The 15,351-nt window shown below is 67.6% G+C and carries 13 protein-coding genes; 9 read left to right on the forward strand and 4 right to left on the reverse strand.

Features of this window, described 5'->3' with window-relative positions:
- The first annotated feature begins 28 nt into the window (after positions 1-28).
- Both GQ57_RS05190 and GQ57_RS05195 read left to right on the forward strand, forming a co-directional pair.
- Entirely contained in the window at positions 29-286 is a 258-nt protein-coding gene (locus GQ57_RS05190; RefSeq protein WP_031397589.1) for a hypothetical protein, read from the forward strand.
- Between the two features lie 299 nt (positions 287-585).
- Positions 586-885 (forward strand): DUF4148 domain-containing protein, encoded by a 300-nt coding sequence (locus GQ57_RS05195; RefSeq protein WP_031397590.1) that lies wholly within the window; start codon positions 586-588, stop codon positions 883-885.
- 99 nt (positions 886-984) lie between these two features.
- On the opposite strand, the gene GQ57_RS05200 is transcribed toward GQ57_RS05195, so the two are convergent.
- From GQ57_RS05200 to GQ57_RS05210, 3 genes are all read right to left on the reverse strand, one after another.
- Positions 985-2,763, reverse strand: coding sequence for a GGDEF domain-containing protein (locus tag GQ57_RS05200; RefSeq protein WP_031397591.1), 1,779 nt, complete (start codon positions 2,761-2,763; stop codon positions 985-987).
- Positions 2,760-3,890, reverse strand: a complete 1,131-nt coding sequence (locus GQ57_RS05205; protein WP_034197288.1) for an extracellular solute-binding protein — start codon at positions 3,888-3,890, stop codon at positions 2,760-2,762. Before GQ57_RS05205 ends, GQ57_RS05200 begins: the two co-directional genes overlap by 4 nt.
- 157 nt (positions 3,891-4,047) lie before the next feature.
- Positions 4,048-4,770, reverse strand: a complete 723-nt coding sequence (locus tag GQ57_RS05210; protein ID WP_031397593.1) for a FadR/GntR family transcriptional regulator — start codon at positions 4,768-4,770, stop codon at positions 4,048-4,050.
- 259 nt (positions 4,771-5,029) lie between these two features.
- Here GQ57_RS05210 and uxuA point away from each other — a divergent pair, with 259 nt between their 5' ends.
- Both uxuA and GQ57_RS05220 read left to right on the forward strand, forming a co-directional pair.
- On the forward strand, positions 5,030-6,100 hold the full coding sequence (gene uxuA / locus GQ57_RS05215; protein ID WP_174923136.1) for a mannonate dehydratase: 1,071 nt from the start codon (positions 5,030-5,032) through the stop codon (positions 6,098-6,100).
- Between the two features lie 70 nt (positions 6,101-6,170).
- A complete protein-coding gene (locus GQ57_RS05220) occupies positions 6,171-7,481 on the forward strand; it encodes an MFS transporter (RefSeq protein ID WP_034197289.1) in 1,311 nt (436 codons plus the stop codon).
- Between the two features lie 69 nt (positions 7,482-7,550).
- On the opposite strand, the gene GQ57_RS05225 is transcribed toward GQ57_RS05220, so the two are convergent.
- The gene (locus GQ57_RS05225; RefSeq protein ID WP_160257502.1) at positions 7,551-8,582 is read right to left on the reverse strand and encodes an energy transducer TonB; all 1,032 of its coding nucleotides are present in this window, start codon (positions 8,580-8,582) and stop codon (positions 7,551-7,553) included.
- A 388-nt stretch (positions 8,583-8,970) separates the two neighbouring features.
- Between GQ57_RS05225 and GQ57_RS05230 the strand changes: the two genes are divergently transcribed.
- From GQ57_RS05230 to GQ57_RS05250, 5 genes are all read left to right on the forward strand, one after another.
- Positions 8,971-10,404, forward strand: coding sequence for an aminotransferase-like domain-containing protein (locus GQ57_RS05230; RefSeq protein WP_034197291.1), 1,434 nt, complete (start codon positions 8,971-8,973; stop codon positions 10,402-10,404).
- A gap of 100 nt (positions 10,405-10,504) precedes the next feature.
- Positions 10,505-10,900 (forward strand): hypothetical protein, encoded by a 396-nt coding sequence (locus GQ57_RS05235; RefSeq protein WP_034197292.1) that lies wholly within the window; start codon positions 10,505-10,507, stop codon positions 10,898-10,900.
- 196 nt (positions 10,901-11,096) lie between these two features.
- Positions 11,097-12,881 carry a nitrite/sulfite reductase gene (locus GQ57_RS05240; protein ID WP_034197293.1) on the forward strand — a complete coding sequence of 595 codons (1,785 nt, stop codon included), beginning with the start codon at positions 11,097-11,099 and terminating at the stop codon, positions 12,879-12,881.
- Positions 12,878-13,309: a DUF934 domain-containing protein gene (locus tag GQ57_RS05245; RefSeq protein ID WP_034197294.1), complete on the forward strand. Its 432-nt coding sequence runs from the start codon at positions 12,878-12,880 to the stop codon at positions 13,307-13,309. The genes GQ57_RS05240 and GQ57_RS05245 overlap by 4 nt, the downstream gene beginning before the upstream one ends.
- A gap of 559 nt (positions 13,310-13,868) precedes the next feature.
- A complete protein-coding gene (locus tag GQ57_RS05250; protein WP_034197330.1) occupies positions 13,869-15,341 on the forward strand; it encodes a hypothetical protein in 1,473 nt (490 codons plus the stop codon).
- Positions 15,342-15,351 lie beyond the last annotated feature (10 nt).

The raw sequence follows: 15,351 nt of genomic DNA on the forward strand, positions 1-15,351 counted from the left end.
GTTCCCGAAGACGGGTTAGACTCTCCGGATGGAACCATGCCGTTATTGCCTGAGAATCCGCGATGAATGGGATTGCCACGGAGACGAATGCCGCCGCGCCATCGCCAAGGCACTGCGCCGGCAGCGCGCGGGCCTGCCGATGGTGCCCGACCGCATCCGCAACGAACTGCCGTCCGGCGCGCCGACCCAGCAGGTGATCGCCGTGCTGTCGCGGCAGCGCCTGCGCGCACGCCGCGGCAACGAGGAACGCCGGGAACGCAAGGAAATCGACGACGACGGCGTCTGATCCCGCGCCAACTCCCGCAACTTGCCCCTTCGCCCGCGCCCTCGACGCCGGGCACCCGCCCGTACCCCATCCCCCGCTCCGAGCACACGCTCCGCGTCGAACGCACCGGCCGCCGCGCCCTTGCAAATCCGGCAACACATGATGGGGTCAGCATCGATTCATCTCGATATTATTGCCTCCCCTGCAACGATCTTTCGCTGAAACTCACGTTTACCCTAGGTCGGCCGGCGCCTACGATGTAATCAACCGCTTACGACAAGGTGTCGAACGCGGAAAGCCAACAAACATCGGAGGTCATCATGAAATCGCTCGTTTCCGCAGTCGTCGCCGCCGTCGCCCTGTCCGCCTCGTTCGGCGCATTCGCCCAAAGCACCGTCACCCGCGCACAGGTGCGCGGCGAGCTGGCCCAGCTCGAAAGCGCCGGCTACAAGCCGGGCCAGTCGAGCCCGTACTACCCGGCCGACATCCAGGCCGCGCAAGCCCGCGTGCAAGCCGCCGACAACAGCGGCTACGGTGCGCAACCGGCCGCGACCGTCCAGGGCGGCGCACCGGTCGCGAAGGTGCAAAACCCGCGCGACTCGATCTACTTCGGCCACTAAGCCGGCCTCCGCGCGCCCCCTGCGCGCGGTTCGCGCCTGCAACGAGCCCGTCCCGCGACGGGCTCGTTGCACGTCTATGGCACGGCCCGCGGGCCGCCGTCAGCGGCTGCCGCCCGACGCAACCCGGCCCGCCGCCCCATCCGCACCGGCCGCGCCGCCGACCAGTTCCTGATAGCGCACGCACACGCTCTGCGCGGACGCCTTCGCCGCGTACATCGCCGCATCGGCCTTGACGAGCAGTTCCTCGGCCGACGCGCCGTCGGCCGGAAACTCGCTGACGCCGATGCTCGCGCCGACGGCCACGCGCCGGTCGCCGAACTCCAGTTCCTCGGCCATCACGTGCTGGATGCGCGCGGCGACGTCGCCGATCACGGCCGGCGAGCGCACGTCCGCGATCAGCACGATGAATTCGTCGCCGCCGAGCCGCGCCACCATGTCGCCGCTGCGCAGCACGTGACTCAGCCGTTTCGCGACCGCAACGAGCGCGCGATCGCCGGCCGAGTGCCCGTGCTGGTCGTTGATCTGCTTGAAGCGGTCGAGATCGACGAACATCACGGCCAACCCTTCGCTCAGCGCCGCCGCCCGCCGGATCGCGGCGTCGAGATGCTCCATGAACAGCAGGCGATTCGGCAGCGTGGTCAGCGCATCGTGGCCGGCCAGGTGCGTGAGCTCCTGTTGCTTCGCGTGCAGCATCGCGACCTGAGTGCGGATCTCGACGCGCATGCTGTCGAAGCAGCGCGCGAGCACGCCGATCTCGTCGGCGCGACCGACCGGCAGGCGCTCGGCGGCCTGATCGTCGAACACGTGCGTCGCGGCGCGCGCGAGTACCTGCAGCGGCTGCGTGATCGCACGGGCGAACAGGATCGCGAGGATCACCGCCAGCACGCTCGACACGAGCACCATCCGGACGATCCGCTCGCCGAGCATGCCCGCCGGCGCCAGCACGTCCGCAAGCGGACGCGCCATGCCGAGCACAACGAAGCGGTTGCCTTCGTCCTGACCGAACGGCGTGCGCGCGAATGCGAGCATCTGCCCCGGCGCCTCGGCGGGATCGGCGAGACCGTCGAGGGTAACGTTTGCGCGCGCGCCGTCGAACAGCGCGCGCGTGGCCCCGAAGTGCTCCTGCATCAGCACGCGCCGGCCGCGATCGAAGCCGAACGCCTGCGACGGATCGGGATGCACGAGGAAATCGCCCCACTCGTTCGCGAGATAGACCGCGTAGTCGTGCGGCAAATCGCGCTCGAGCCGCGCGAACACGCGCGACAGCTCGACGTCGACGACGAGCGCGCCGGCGGTGCGGCCCGACGCGTCGACGACCGGCGTGCCCACGCGCAGGATCGGCTGGCCCTCGGCCGCGTGCGTGCCCGTCTCGTGGTTGATCACGATCGGCGACAGGTAGATATGGCCGGGCGCCGTGGCGAGCGTATCGAATACGTAGGAAAACTGTCCTTTCTCCTGGAACGCGCTTTCGGGCAGCACGACGACGCCGTGCGCATCGCGATCGACGCGAATGCGTTCCAGCCCGAAGTGCCCGCGCGCGATCAGGCGAATCTGCAGGTATTCCGGGTGATTGCTCATGAAGCTGTAAAACACCTGCTCGAGCCGCGCGCGCGGCGCGTCGTCCGGCTTGTCGGCGCCCGCGACGAGCGCCGACGACGGCAACTGCGCGAGCACGAGCGCATCGTCCGCGACGTCGGACAGCGCACTCGTGAAGCGCTGCCCGAGCAGCTGCGTCGACATCAGCAGGCTGTGCTGGGCTTCCTGCACGAGCATCGCGCGGTTCGCGCGATAGGTGTAATAGCCGGTCGTGCCGGATGCGATCACGCCGATGCACGCGAACAGCACCGACAGCTTCGACGTGAGCCCGAGCCGGATCATTTTCCGAACCGCTCCGGCCGGTCGCCCGACACGATGCGACGCCACAGCGATTCGCGGCGTCCGATGTCCTCGACCGGCTGGAGCCAGACGAGATGCTCGCGGCCGGCGTCGAGGCTCGGCGCCGGTTCGAGCGTGTTCGCGAGCCCCTGGCGCTCGGTCAGCCGCGCGCCGACCGCCGGTTCGAGCATGTAGTTGATCCACGCGAACGCCAGCTCGGGATGGGGCGCGGCGCGCGTGACGGCCCAGCAGTCCAGCCACGCGAGCGCGCCCTCGTCCGGGATCACGTAGCCGACGTCCGCGCCCGCGCGCCGCAGCAGTTCGACCTGCTGCGTGCCGTAGTTGCCGAACATCAGCGCCGCGCGATGCCGGACGAACAGCGCGGTCGCCTCTTCGGGAAGCGTGTAGTACGTGAGCAGGTTGCGTCGCAGGTCGATCAGCTTGTGCGCGACGGCGAGCGTCTGCGCGGGCGACAGCCGAAACGGATCGGCATAGCCGAGCGCCAGCGCCGCGAACGAGAAGTTGTGCTCGGCGCTGTTGAAGTCGAGCACCTTGCCGCGGTAGCGCGGATTCCACAGCTCGCGCATCGAACGCGGCGCGACCGGAACCTGCTTGCGGTCGTAAATGAGCCCCATCGACGAATACGTGAATGGAATCGCATACGCGGCGCCGTCCTCCACGAGCCCGTCGATCGTCGCGAGCTGCCGGAAGTTCGGCAACTGCCGCCGCCGGTTCGGGATGCGCGACAGGTCGATCGGCGCGAGCAGCCGCTCGTGCGCGTAGCGCTGGATCTCGGCCGTGTTCGCGGCCAGCACGTCGTAGGGCGGCGGCGCGGCGCTGTGCATCCGCGCCCACAACGCTTCGTCCGAGTCGACGAACGTCACCTCGACGCGCACGTGAAACCCGGCCTCGAACGCGCGGACGACATCGCCGTCCGCGTAGCCCGGCCATGCCAGCACGCGCAGCACGTTGTCGTCGAGGGTGTCGGGGGATGCGGAGAAAGCCGAAGGCGCGGGCGTCAGTAAACCCGCTGTCAATATGATAAGCAGCCTGCGCACGGCGATGCGTGCGCGCGTACGTGCGCCGACACCCCTGTTCCAGCGGCCCCCGTCTGATTCGCCCGGCTGCATTCGACTGTCCTTTTTCGAGTCGATGCGATATCCCGCAACGACACCATAAAACGTACGGTCGCGCAATCGGAAGAAGCCGTACACGGCGCGCGCATCCGCCGGCAGCGGTGCGCGCCGCGCGGTTGCGCCGGGCCGTTGCCGGCGGCCGGAACGAACCTCAGCGCCAGGCTTGCGAGAACTCCGCTATCACGCGCGACAGGTGCGCGCGCATCGCCTCGCGCGCCACGGCCGCATCGCGCGCCATGATCGCCGCGAAGATCCGCTGGTGATCCTCCTGCGAGGCCTCGCGCAGCGCGGTCGAGTGGAAGTGCTCCTCGATCTTGTCCCACAGCGGATCGCTGCGCGCGCAGTCCCACATCGCGGTGACCATGTGCAGCAGCACCGTGTTGCCGGTCGACTCCGCGATGCGCAGGTGGAACTGGCGATCGGCCGCGTCATACGCGACCTTGTCGTCCATCCGTTCACGCATCGTCGTCAGCGAGACAAACAGCCGGTCGAGATCGGCATCCTTGCGCTCGGTCGCCGCGAGCGCCGCCACTTCCGCCTCGATCAGCCCGCGCGCGCGCAGCGTCTCGATCGGGCCCGGGCCGCGCGGCACCTCGAACGTCACCGGCCGCGCGGCATCGGCCGCCGATACGTAGATGCCCGAACCGATCCGCACCTCGACGATCCCCTGCACCTCGAGCGCGATGATCGCCTCGCGCACCTGCGTACGGCTCACGCCGAACTGGTCGGCCAGGCTGCGCTCCGACGGCAGCCGCGCGCCGGCCTCGAACGCGCCGGCGGCCACCATCGCGTGAATCTGCCGCGCAAGGCCGATATAGGAGCGGTCTGCGGCATCGGTATCGCGCCCGGCTGGCAGGCTGGAAAGATCGGTCATCGAAAAGGCTCGCAACAGGCTGGCCGGTGCCGTCGCGGCGCCGGATCGCCAAAATGGTACACCAATTTCGGGAGATATCCGGTGCGCAGCATCAGACGAAGCCGCCAAGCATCCCGGAAAGCCCGAGTCCGGCCCGAACAACTGGTAAACCACTATCCCGTCAAACTGGCATACCACTCATAATCCGCACACCGTCGACGGGCCGGCATGCCGCCGCCCGCTCGCCCGCTGCATGAACCGCCAGCCAGGAGCCGCTCCAGTGAAGATGTCATTCCGTTGGTACGGCGAGTCCGATCCGGTCTCGCTGCAATACATCCGCCAGATCCCGGGCGTCACGCACATCGTGTCCGCGATCTACGACGAACCGGTGGGCGAAGTCTGGCCTGCGCACAAGATCGACGCGCTGAAGGCGACGATCGAACGCGCCGGCCTGCGGTTCGAAGTCGTCGAATCGGTGCCGGTGCACGAGGACATCAAGCTCGGCAAGCCGGGCCGCGACCGCCTGATCGACAACTACCGCCAGACGATCCGCCATCTCGGCGCGGCCGGCGTTCGCGTCATCTGCTACAACTTCATGCCCGTGTTCGACTGGACGCGCACCGAGCTGTCGAAGACGCTCGACGACGGTTCGACCTGCCTCGCGTTCAGCACCGAAGAAGTCGACCGGATCGATCCGAACGACGGCATCGCACTGCCCGGCTGGGATTCGAGCTACCGGCCCGAGCAGCTGCAGGCACTGCTCGCCGACTATCGCGACGTCGACGAGGCCGCGCTGTGGGCGAACCTCGAATACTTCCTGAAGGCGATCATTCCCGTTGCCGAGGAAGCCGGCGTGAAGATGGCGATCCACCCCGACGATCCGCCGCGCCCGATCTTCGGGTTGCCGCGCATCGTGAAGAACCGCGACGATCTCGCGCGCATCGTGCGGATCGTCGATACGCCCGCGAACGGTCTGACGCTGTGCTCGGGCTCGCTCGGCGCGGGCCCGCAGAACGACGTCGAGGCGCTCGTGCGCGAGTTCGGCGCGATGGGCCGCATCCACTTCGCGCACATCCGCAACGTGAAGGTCGACGCGAACGGCGATTTCGAGGAAACCGCGCATCTGTCGAGCTGCGGTTCGCTCGACATCGCGGCGATCGTGAAGGCATACCACGACACCGGCTTCTCCGGCTACGTGCGCCCCGACCACGGCCGCATGATCTGGGGCGAGACGGGCAAGCCCGGCTACGGCCTGTACGACCGCGCGCTCGGCGCGGTCTACCTGAACGGCCTGTGGGAAGCGCTCGCGAAATTCGACCGCGCAGCGCAAACGTCCGAAGCCGCACGATAAGCACCCATCGAGACGGCCGGCGCAGCGGATCGCCGGTCGTCCGCCACGACATTCCGCGCGGAGACACTGCATGCCACGCATCCGATGGGCCATGATCCTGATGTGCTTCCTGGCCAATGTCATCAACTTCATCGACCGCGCCAACCTCGCGATCGCCGCCCCCAGCATTCGCGCCGACCTCGGCCTCGACGCGGTCGGCATGGGGCTCGTGCTGAGCGCGTTCTTCTGGACCTATGCGTTCCTGCAACTGCCGGCCGGCTGGTTCATCGACAAGGTCGGCGTGCGCGTGAGCCTCGCGCTCGCCGTGGGCTGGTGGTCGGTGTTCACCGTCGCGACGGGCGCCGCGCGCGGCCTCGGGCAACTGGTCGGCGTGCGGCTGATGCTCGGCGTCGGCGAGGCGGCCGCGATCCCGTCGTTCGCGAAGGTCGCGTTCAACTGGTTCCCGCGCAGCGAACGCGGGCTCGCGAGCAGCATCTTCGACAGCGGCTCGCGCGTCGGCTCCGCACTGTCGCTGCCGCTCGTCGCGTGGCTGATCTCGATCGTCGGCTGGCGCGGGTCGTTCGTGATCACGGGCGGCATCGGCATCGTGTGGGCGCTCGCGTGGTGGTTCCTCTATCGCGACCCGGAACGCTATCGCGCGATCGCGCCGGACGCCGTCGACGCGCTGCTCGCCCAGCGCGCCGCACCGGTCGTTGCGGGCGCAACCGATATGCCGAAGGTGTCGTGGCTCGACCTGTTCCGCTACCGCACCGTGTGGGGCATGATGATCGGCCTGTTCTGCCTGAACTTCGCGATCTACTTCTTCATCACGTGGTTCCCGAGCTATCTGCTGCAGTCGCGCGGCTTCTCGCTCGCGTCGCTCGGCACCTGGGGCATGCTGCCCGCGCTGCTCGCGATCCCCGGCGGCTGGCTCGGCGGCTACGTGTCGGACAGCCTGTTCCGTCGCGGCTGGAGCGCAACCGCCGCGCGCAAGACCTGCCTCGTGCTCGGGATGCTGCTGTCGTCGTCGATCGCGCTATCCGCGTTCGTCGAGAACACGTGGGCCTGCCTCGGCCTGTTCGCCCTCGCCTACGCGAGCCTGTCGTTCGCGGGCGCCAACGTGTGGACGCTCGTCGGCGAGGTCGCGCCGACGCCCGCGCACGTCGCGTCGCTCGGCGGCATCCAGAACTTCGCGGGTAATCTCGCGGGCATCTTCATCACGACGTTCACCGGCGTGATGCTGTCGCTCACGAAAGGCTCGTTCGTCGTGCCGCTCGCGGTGGCCGGCGCGTTGTGCGTGGTCGGTGCGCTGTCGTACCTGTTCGTCGTCGGCAAGGTCGAGCCGCTGCCGCCGCTGCGCAGCGGCGCGAGCGGGCGGAACGCGGAGCCGAACGCGGCGTGATGCATCGGTGCCGCGTGCGGGGCGCCGGCCATGCGTGCCGGTGCCCCGTTCGCGTGAACGGCTTTCGTTCTAGTTCGGCAGCGCGAACGCGTCTTCGGGCGGGCTGCCCAGGTTCGTTGCAGCGGCGTCGATGCGCAGCGATCCGACGATGCGGGACGCATCGCGTTCGACGGCATCCCTGAGCGTCATCGGGCCCGTTACACGCACCCACAGGATGTCGGCGCCGACCAGCACGATACGCTCCACCGCGAACTCCGATTTCTTCGGGTCGACAACCCGGCTGTCGATCGACGGATAGCCGAGAAACGTGCCGCGCACCGCACGCGCGTCGAGCGTGCGGTAGTCCGCTTCCAGCGACTCGAAGCAGCGCGTGGCGATTTCCGGCGCACCGTATTGCAGCCGGCTGGCGACCAGCAACGTGTCGATCCCGCCGTGGGCCAGCAGCGTCTCCGCCGATCTCGGCGCTTGCGGGCCGGGATGGGCGAACCAGAGTGTCCTGTCGCTGAACCGGCCCGGCACGCTGAGCATGAAATGGCCGTCCGTCGAGCGCGCGACGGTCCATCCGTCGGCATCCAGCTGGCCGACTCCCTTTTGCCGGAAGATGCCGCGCGTGACGTCGTCGCGCTTCGGCGACGGTGCCGGCGCGATGACGATTTCCGGCAGCGCGGCCGGCGCGCTGGCCGCCGCGGAAGCGGACGCGCCGCCGGGATGGAACGTCAGGTTCACCCAGCGCACGCGATGCTCGGGCGGCGGCGGAAACGGCAGGCTCTTGCGCACCGCCGCGATCATCGCGGCGTCGAAAATCTCCGATCCGCTCGACTGCCGGACGCTGGCTTCGACGATCTTCCCGTGCGCGTCGACCAGCAACGCCAGCCTGGCTTCGGCCGATTCAGGCAGGCTCGCCGGGCTCGTGAAAACCAGGTTGGCTCGAATCAGCGCGCCGAGCGTTGCCGCATAGGCCGTGTCGTCCGTGGGCCGGGTCGGCATGCCGGTCGCGGCCGCCCCCGGTTCCGTCAATGCAGCGACGTCGACAGGCCATGCTGCGTAGAGCGCGAGCATCGGGATGCAGACAACCCGCCAGTTCGGTTTCGACAACGGCATCAGCGTGTGGTTTTGATCGTTTTGATATCGGGACGAGCGGCGCACCGGACGGGCGTGCATGGCGCTCCCCGCGCATGCCCATCGAAAGCACTGTCCGGTCGCAAGAACCCCGCCAGCCTAATGACTGGCCGCCGCGAATGCAACTGCCTTCCGCGCACGCGCGTGTCGTTCGCCCGGCAGGGAGACGAAGGCAGGCCGACGCTGAATCCCCGCCCCATCCGATCGAGGCGACGCTATCGGCCAAGCGCTGGCCCATCGGTATCGCGCACAACGTTTGCGCGCCGCTACCGCCGCGTTCCGGATGACCGCCCGCACGGGCGCCGGCTTTCCTTTTACCCGCGTCCATCGGACAATGAGCCGCCGCGCGCCACGCGCCCCGCCCACGCCGATGAAACGCTACGAAACCCTCGCCCACACGATCGCCGAAGAAATCCGCAACGGCAACCTCGCCGTCGGCACGCGCCTGCCGTCGCTGCGGCAGCTCATCGCGCAGCATGGCGTGAGCCAGTCGACGGTGTTTCGCGCGTACTACCTGCTCGAACAGTGGGGGCTGATCCGCGCGCGCGAACGCTCGGGCTACTACGTCGCGCCGGGCGCGAAGCCGGAGGCGGGCCCGGCCGCGAAACGCCGCGCGAGCCGCGCGGGCGCCAAGCGCAAGGTCGACATCAGCAGCCTCGTGTTCTCCGTGCTCGACGCGGCCACGCAACCGGGCATCGTGCCGCTCGGCTCCGCGTTCCCGTCGCCGCACCTGTTTCCGCTGCCGCGTCTCGCGAAGTCGCTCGCACAGGCCACGCGACTCGTCAGCCCGTGGAGCACGGTCGTCGACCTGCCGCCCGGCAACGAGGCGCTGCGCCAGCAGATCGCGCGGCGCTATCTCGCGACGGGCATCTCGCAGCCGATCGACGAGATCGTCGTCACGAACGGCGCGCTCGAGGCACTGAACCTGTGCCTGATGGCCGTCACGCGGCCCGGCGACGTCGTGGCCGTCGAAGCGCCCGGCTTCTACGCGGCGCTGCAGGCGATCGAGCGGCTCGACCTGCGCGCGGTCGAGATTCCCGTCGATCCGCGCACGGGCCTCGATCTCGATGCGCTCGCGCAAGCGCTCGACCGGCACGACATCCGCGCGTGCTGGTTCATGACCAATTTCCAGAATCCGACCGGCGTGACGCTGTCCGCCGGGAAGAAGCGCGCGCTCGTCGAGATGCTCGCCGCGCGCGACGTGCCGCTGATCGAGGACGACGTCTACGGCGAACTGCATTTCGGCCCCGACTACCCGCTGCCCGCGCGCGCGTTCGACCGGCACGGCCTCGTGATGCACTGCAGCTCGTTCTCGAAGACGCTCGCGCCCGGCTACCGGATCGGCTGGGCCGCCGCCGGCCGGTACGCCGAGAAGGTGCAGCGGCTCAAGCTGATGACGACGCTGTCGGCCAGCATTCCCGCGCAGGCCGGCGTCGCAAACTATCTCGAACACGGCGGCTACGACCGGCACCTGCGCAAGTTGCGCGGCGCGTTGCAGACGCAGCTCGACCGGATGGACGACGCGCTGCGCCGCTGGCTGCCGGCCGGCGTCGAATGGGTGCGGCCCGAGGGCGGCTACTTCCTGTGGCTCGCGTTCCCCGACGCGATCGACGCAATGGAACTGCACCGCCAGGCGATCGCACGCGGGATCAGCTTCGCGCCGGGGCCGCTGTTTTCCGCCACGCACGGTTTCGAACGCTGCGTGCGCGTGAACTTCGGCCATCCGTGGAGCCGCGACATCGAACGCGCGATCCGCGTGCTGGGCGAGCTGGTCGCGCAGCCGTCGCTCCGCAAGGGCAGTTGAAGCGCGCACGGTACACGGCGCCTGCCGCCCGCACCGCGGCCGTGCATGCGATGCGCGCGCGGGTTACAGTGCTGATCCCGCCGCTCCGCCACGATTGCCCATGAGCCCACTGCCCTACCTCGATCACGACGCGCTGTTGACACTGACCGCCGAAGCCGCGCACGTCACGCAGCCGTGCACGTGCACGAAAACGCCGCTCGCCGGATGGACGACGCTGCCGCTGTCGCTGCAGGAGGCGCAACTGACCGAAGTGGCCACGCTCGCGCCGCCGGACGACCCCGAGCCGACCTATGCCGAACATCACCCGGCCGGCACGCACTACGCGTCGGACGATGCGCCGATCGCCCTGCGCCATTTCCCGTACAACCGCTGCACCGTCAGCCGCTGCCGCACGTGCGGCCGCCTGTTCCTGCGCTATCAGGAAGGCGGCGGCTACTTCATCGACCAGCGCATCCGCGCGCTCGATCCGGCGCTCGTCGTCGACGCCGACGCCTGAACCCGCCGCGCGCATGCGCGCGTGCCCGTCCCCGCGCCGGCTTCGCGCCGGCCGTCTGCTGCGCCCTTTTCGTCCCGATCTGCTGCTTGTCCCGCCGCCCGGCGTTCCCTACGCTGTCTCCGGTTGCCCGACACCCGTCGCAACGTCTCTCCCGAGCCGCACGCTTCGCGCCGCGGCGCCTCTTGCGTATCACGTCATGTATCGATATACCGTTTTCGACCGGGCGCTCGTGCACAGCCGCGCCGCCCAGTTTCGCGACCAGCTCGAACGCTGGCAGCACGGCACGCTGAGCGAGGACGCGTTCCGGCCGCTGCGCCTGCAGAACGGCTGGTACGTGCAGCGCCACGCGCCGATGCTTCGCGTCGCCGTGCCGTACGGCGAGCTGTCGAGCGCGCAGTTGCGCGTGCTCGCACGCATCGCGCGCGACTACGACGTGCCCGACGACGCCACCTACCGCGCCGCGTGCGACGCGCAGGCCGCGCTCGGCACGCTGCGCCTGCCGACCCGCAGCGCGCACTTCACGACGCGCACCAACGTGCAGTTCAACTGGATTCCGCTCGCGAAGGCGGCCGACGTGATGGACCTGCTCGCGACCGTCGACATGCACGGCATCCAGACCAGCGGCAACTGCATCCGCAACATCTCGTGCGACGAGCGCGCCGGCGTGGCGCCGGACGAGATCGCCGACCCGCGCCCGTTCGCCGAAGTGATGCGCCAGTGGACGACGCTGCATCCCGAGTTCGCGTTCCTGCCGCGCAAGTTCAAGATCGCAATCACCGGCGCGACGGAAGACCGCGCGGCCACCGACTGGCACGACGTCGGGCTGAAGCTCGTGCGCGACACGGCCGGCGAGCTCGGCTTTCGCGTCAGCGTCGGCGGCGGGATGGGCCGCACGCCGACGATCGCGACGCTGCTGCGCGCATTCCTGCCGTGGCGCCACGTGATGAACTACATCGAGGCGATCGTCCGCGTGTACAACCGCTACGGACGCCGCGACAACAAGTACAAGGCGCGGATCAAGATTCTCGTGAAGACCGAGGGGCAGCGCTACATCGACGACGTCGAGGAGGAGTTCCGCCAGATCGTCGAACACGACGGCGGGCCGCATACGATTCCGCAGGTCGAGTTCGACCGCGTCGCCGCGTCGTTCGTCCCGCCGCGCGTCGCGCCGCGCACGTCCGGCCTGCGCGACGCAAGCGCGCGCGCGTCGGCGCACGCGGCCCGCCATCCGGCGTTCGCGCGCTGGCTCGCACGCAACGTCGCGGAGCACCGCAACCCGGCGCTGCGCATCGTCACGCTGTCGTTCAAGCGCCGCCTGCAGGCGCCGGGCGATGCGACGCCGGACCAGCTCGACGCGCTCGCCGATCTCGCCGAGCGCTTCTCGGCCGGCGAGGCGCGCGTCACGCACACGCAGAACGTCGTGCTGCCGTGGGTGCATGTCGACGACCTGTTCCCGCTGTGGGAAAACGCGCGCGAGATCGGGCTTGCCAGCGCGAACGTGGGACTGCTGACGGACATGATCGCGTGCCCGGGCGGCGACTTCTGCGCGCTGGCGAACGCGCGCTCGATCCCGATCGCCGATGCGATCGCCGAGCGCTTCCAGGATCTCGACATGCTGCACGACGTCGGCGACATCGACCTGCACATCAGCGGCTGCATCAACTCGTGCGGCCATCACCACAGCGGCCACCTCGGCATCCTCGGCGTCGACAAGGACGGCGCGGAGTGGTACCAGGTCACGCTCGGCGGCTCGGACGGCTCCAGCGCGAGCGGCCCCGCACGGCCCGGCAAGGTGATCGGCCCGTCGTTTTCGGCGGACGAAATCGTCGACGTCGTCGATGCGATCGTCCACACCTATCTCGACGCGCGGATCGATGCAGACGGCCGCAGCGAACCCTTCATCGACACGGTGCGCCGCATCGGCCCCGAACCCTTCAAGGCCGCCGCGAACGACGCGCGCCATCAGGTGGAGCACGCATGACGCAAGAACATCCAGCCGCACGCATCCGGCTGCTGACGCCGGTCGAACATGCCGGCGACACGCAACGGCACGACGCCGCGACGCTGACGATCGGCAACGACGAGGAACTGCCGCCGCTTGCCGCGCAAATCGCGCAGGCCGCGCGCATCGACCTGAAGTTTCCGTCGTTCACCGATGGCCGCGCATACAGCCAGGCGTACCTGCTGCGCAAGCGCTACGGCTTCGCCGGCGACCTGCGCGCGACCGGCGATGTGCTGATCGACCAGTTGCTGCTGATGGAGCGCACGGGTTTCTCGAGCGCCGTGCTCGGCGACGGCGCGGACATCGCGGCCGCACGGCGGCAGCTCGACCGGTTTCCGGGTTTCTATCAACGCGATGCGAGATCGGAAGCGCCGGCATCGCCGCGCGAGATAATGTCAGACGATTGACTTGATTCGCAAGCGCGTGGTCACACTCGCCACGATGGGAAAGTCATTCATAGGATCATTCAATCTGCATTCCTCATGCCAACCCTCGCACGATCTGGCAACATCAGCAAAATCCCGCATTTGATTCGGTCATTGCTTGACATTTTCAACGTATAACCTAGCTTGACTCTACGGATCAAGTGCGCGGCACGTTCTGTTCGATCGATGTCGGGACGCATGAATCGCGCGACGATTCGACACAATAATTAAGTTATACAAAAGAATTTCAACCTGGGGACTCGCCATGGACAAGTCATCGTCTTGCGGCGTAACAAACACCACCGCAATCGTTCCGTTCGCGAACGCATCGCGCGCGCCGGCATGCGAAGCCACCATTCCCCCCGTGCGCGCGTCGAAGCATCTCCTTGCCTCTCCGCGCTGACCCCGCTGCCCCTTCCCTGATTCACTTCATCGAAGCAAAGAGAATCGTTTCGCCGTTCGGCGGCGGGACGCGACATTAGCCTTTCTTCCGCACGCGTGATCGTGTCTGGAAGCGGGCGTGATCACTCGCGAGCACATCATGGCTACCTCGAATCCGTTTAAAACCTGGACTCCCACTGTCAATCCCGTTCGAACGAATCACTGGACGGCAACGGTTCGCGCATGGCGCTTGAGCATAGGTTTGATTCTCGTCAATGTGGCTGGAGCAGTGATCGCAACATGCGCGACCAACCGGCCAATTCACCAACCGGGCGCTGGAGATTGGCCCTGCTCGTTCCTGGCCTGGCTCCACATAGTCGGGGCCTGGATTCATGGAGACTTTTCATCGCTCTGCGCAATTCGATGGCCGTGGACCATCATCCTCATCAGCGGGATCGCCACCGTGCTCGTCGGTGCGCCGCTCATCGCATTCCTGTGCCTCGGCTGGTATGCGCGTTATGACGAATTCCGCAACAGCCTCAAGAACGACGCGCTCGATGCCTACCTGAAGCGCTTCTGGTCGAAATCGCTGCTGAAGACGATCCGGTACGCCGAACAGCAAGGAGGCCCGGTATTTACCAGCGATACGGAGCGCCTGAGCCAATTCCCGGCGCACTGGCCAACACTGGGTGACCGCTTGTTCGCGAATATCTATCACGATCAATACGGCCTCTGGGTATTCGTGCCGCCGTTTCTGATCCTGCTTGTCGTGACTTATGCCATCACGGCCGTCGCCGCGTGGTTATGCACGGTGGGGGCCTGCGCATCGGGAGGCACGGCGACCTGCATCTTCGGGCTCGGCACGTCGATGATCGTCTCGGCGATTGCCGGCGCACTGATGTTCGTCGTGAGCGATTCCGTGCTGAACATCCGGCGTCGAGCGCTCAATGCGTCCGATGTGTACTGGTATTCGTTACGGCTGTTTCTCGCCATGCCGCTAGCGGTCGTCGCAGCCGGTGCGGCGACGTCCAACGACTCAACGCATGTTCTAGGCGCGTTCGCGCTGACAACCATGCCCGTTGAAGCAATCATCAAGGCAATTCGCCGAGTGGCGGCGTTCAACCTGAACCAGTCCGAAAAGGTCGACAGCGTTCCGGACGAATTGATCCAGTTAAACGGAGTGACAAAGTACGTGACAGCTTCATTGCATGCGGAAGGCATCACGTCAATCGAGCAGATGGCCACGGCCGATCCCGTCACGCTATCGATCCGAACGGGATTTCCGTTTCGCTTCATGCTGCGACTGGGTTCGCAAGCGATCGTGCGTCGGCATTTCGGATCTGACGCATCGAAGCTACTGCCGATCGGCCTCGCAGACGTGGTGCCAATCTATCTGCTGATCCGCATGCTTGACGGCAACCTGCCACCTGGTTTCCCGGCCAACGCACTGACTACCAACGATCTCGAGAAAATCGTCGAGGCGGCTGCAAAATGCCTGTTCTCCGATGCGCCGGCCGGCCCCGATACAACAACGCACGCACCATTGATCGTGAAAATGAAATTCCGTCAGATTGCGGCGGAAGAGTACACGACGATGCTGGCTCGGATCACGCCGCTCGACCCCGCGCTATAGCGCTGCCCCA

Origin of the sequence: Burkholderia sp. MSh2 (assembly GCF_000731655.1) — a bacterium.
GTDB classification, from domain to species: Bacteria; Pseudomonadota; Gammaproteobacteria; order Burkholderiales; family Burkholderiaceae; genus Burkholderia; species Burkholderia paludis.

Excerpts from the sequence above, each read along its gene's own strand:
- GQ57_RS05240 (WP_034197293.1), top strand. The coding sequence starts at position 11,097 with ATGTATCGATATACCGTTTTCGACCGGGCGCTCGTGCACAGCCGCGCC.
- GQ57_RS05205 (WP_034197288.1), bottom strand. The coding sequence starts at position 3,890 with ATGCAGCCGGGCGAATCAGACGGGGGCCGCTGGAACAGGGGTGTCGGC.
- GQ57_RS05245 (WP_034197294.1), top strand. The coding sequence starts at position 12,878 with ATGACGCAAGAACATCCAGCCGCACGCATCCGGCTGCTGACGCCGGTC.
- GQ57_RS05235 (WP_034197292.1), top strand. The coding sequence starts at position 10,505 with ATGAGCCCACTGCCCTACCTCGATCACGACGCGCTGTTGACACTGACC.
- GQ57_RS05195 (WP_031397590.1), top strand. The coding sequence starts at position 586 with ATGAAATCGCTCGTTTCCGCAGTCGTCGCCGCCGTCGCCCTGTCCGCC.
- GQ57_RS05230 (WP_034197291.1), top strand. The coding sequence starts at position 8,971 with ATGAAACGCTACGAAACCCTCGCCCACACGATCGCCGAAGAAATCCGC.
- GQ57_RS05210 (WP_031397593.1), bottom strand. The coding sequence starts at position 4,770 with ATGACCGATCTTTCCAGCCTGCCAGCCGGGCGCGATACCGATGCCGCA.
- GQ57_RS05220 (WP_034197289.1), top strand. The coding sequence starts at position 6,171 with ATGCCACGCATCCGATGGGCCATGATCCTGATGTGCTTCCTGGCCAAT.
- GQ57_RS05250 (WP_034197330.1), top strand. The coding sequence starts at position 13,869 with ATGGCTACCTCGAATCCGTTTAAAACCTGGACTCCCACTGTCAATCCC.
- GQ57_RS05200 (WP_031397591.1), bottom strand. The coding sequence starts at position 2,763 with ATGATCCGGCTCGGGCTCACGTCGAAGCTGTCGGTGCTGTTCGCGTGC.
- GQ57_RS05190 (WP_031397589.1), top strand. The coding sequence starts at position 29 with ATGGAACCATGCCGTTATTGCCTGAGAATCCGCGATGAATGGGATTGC.
- GQ57_RS05225 (WP_160257502.1), bottom strand. The coding sequence starts at position 8,582 with ATGCCGTTGTCGAAACCGAACTGGCGGGTTGTCTGCATCCCGATGCTC.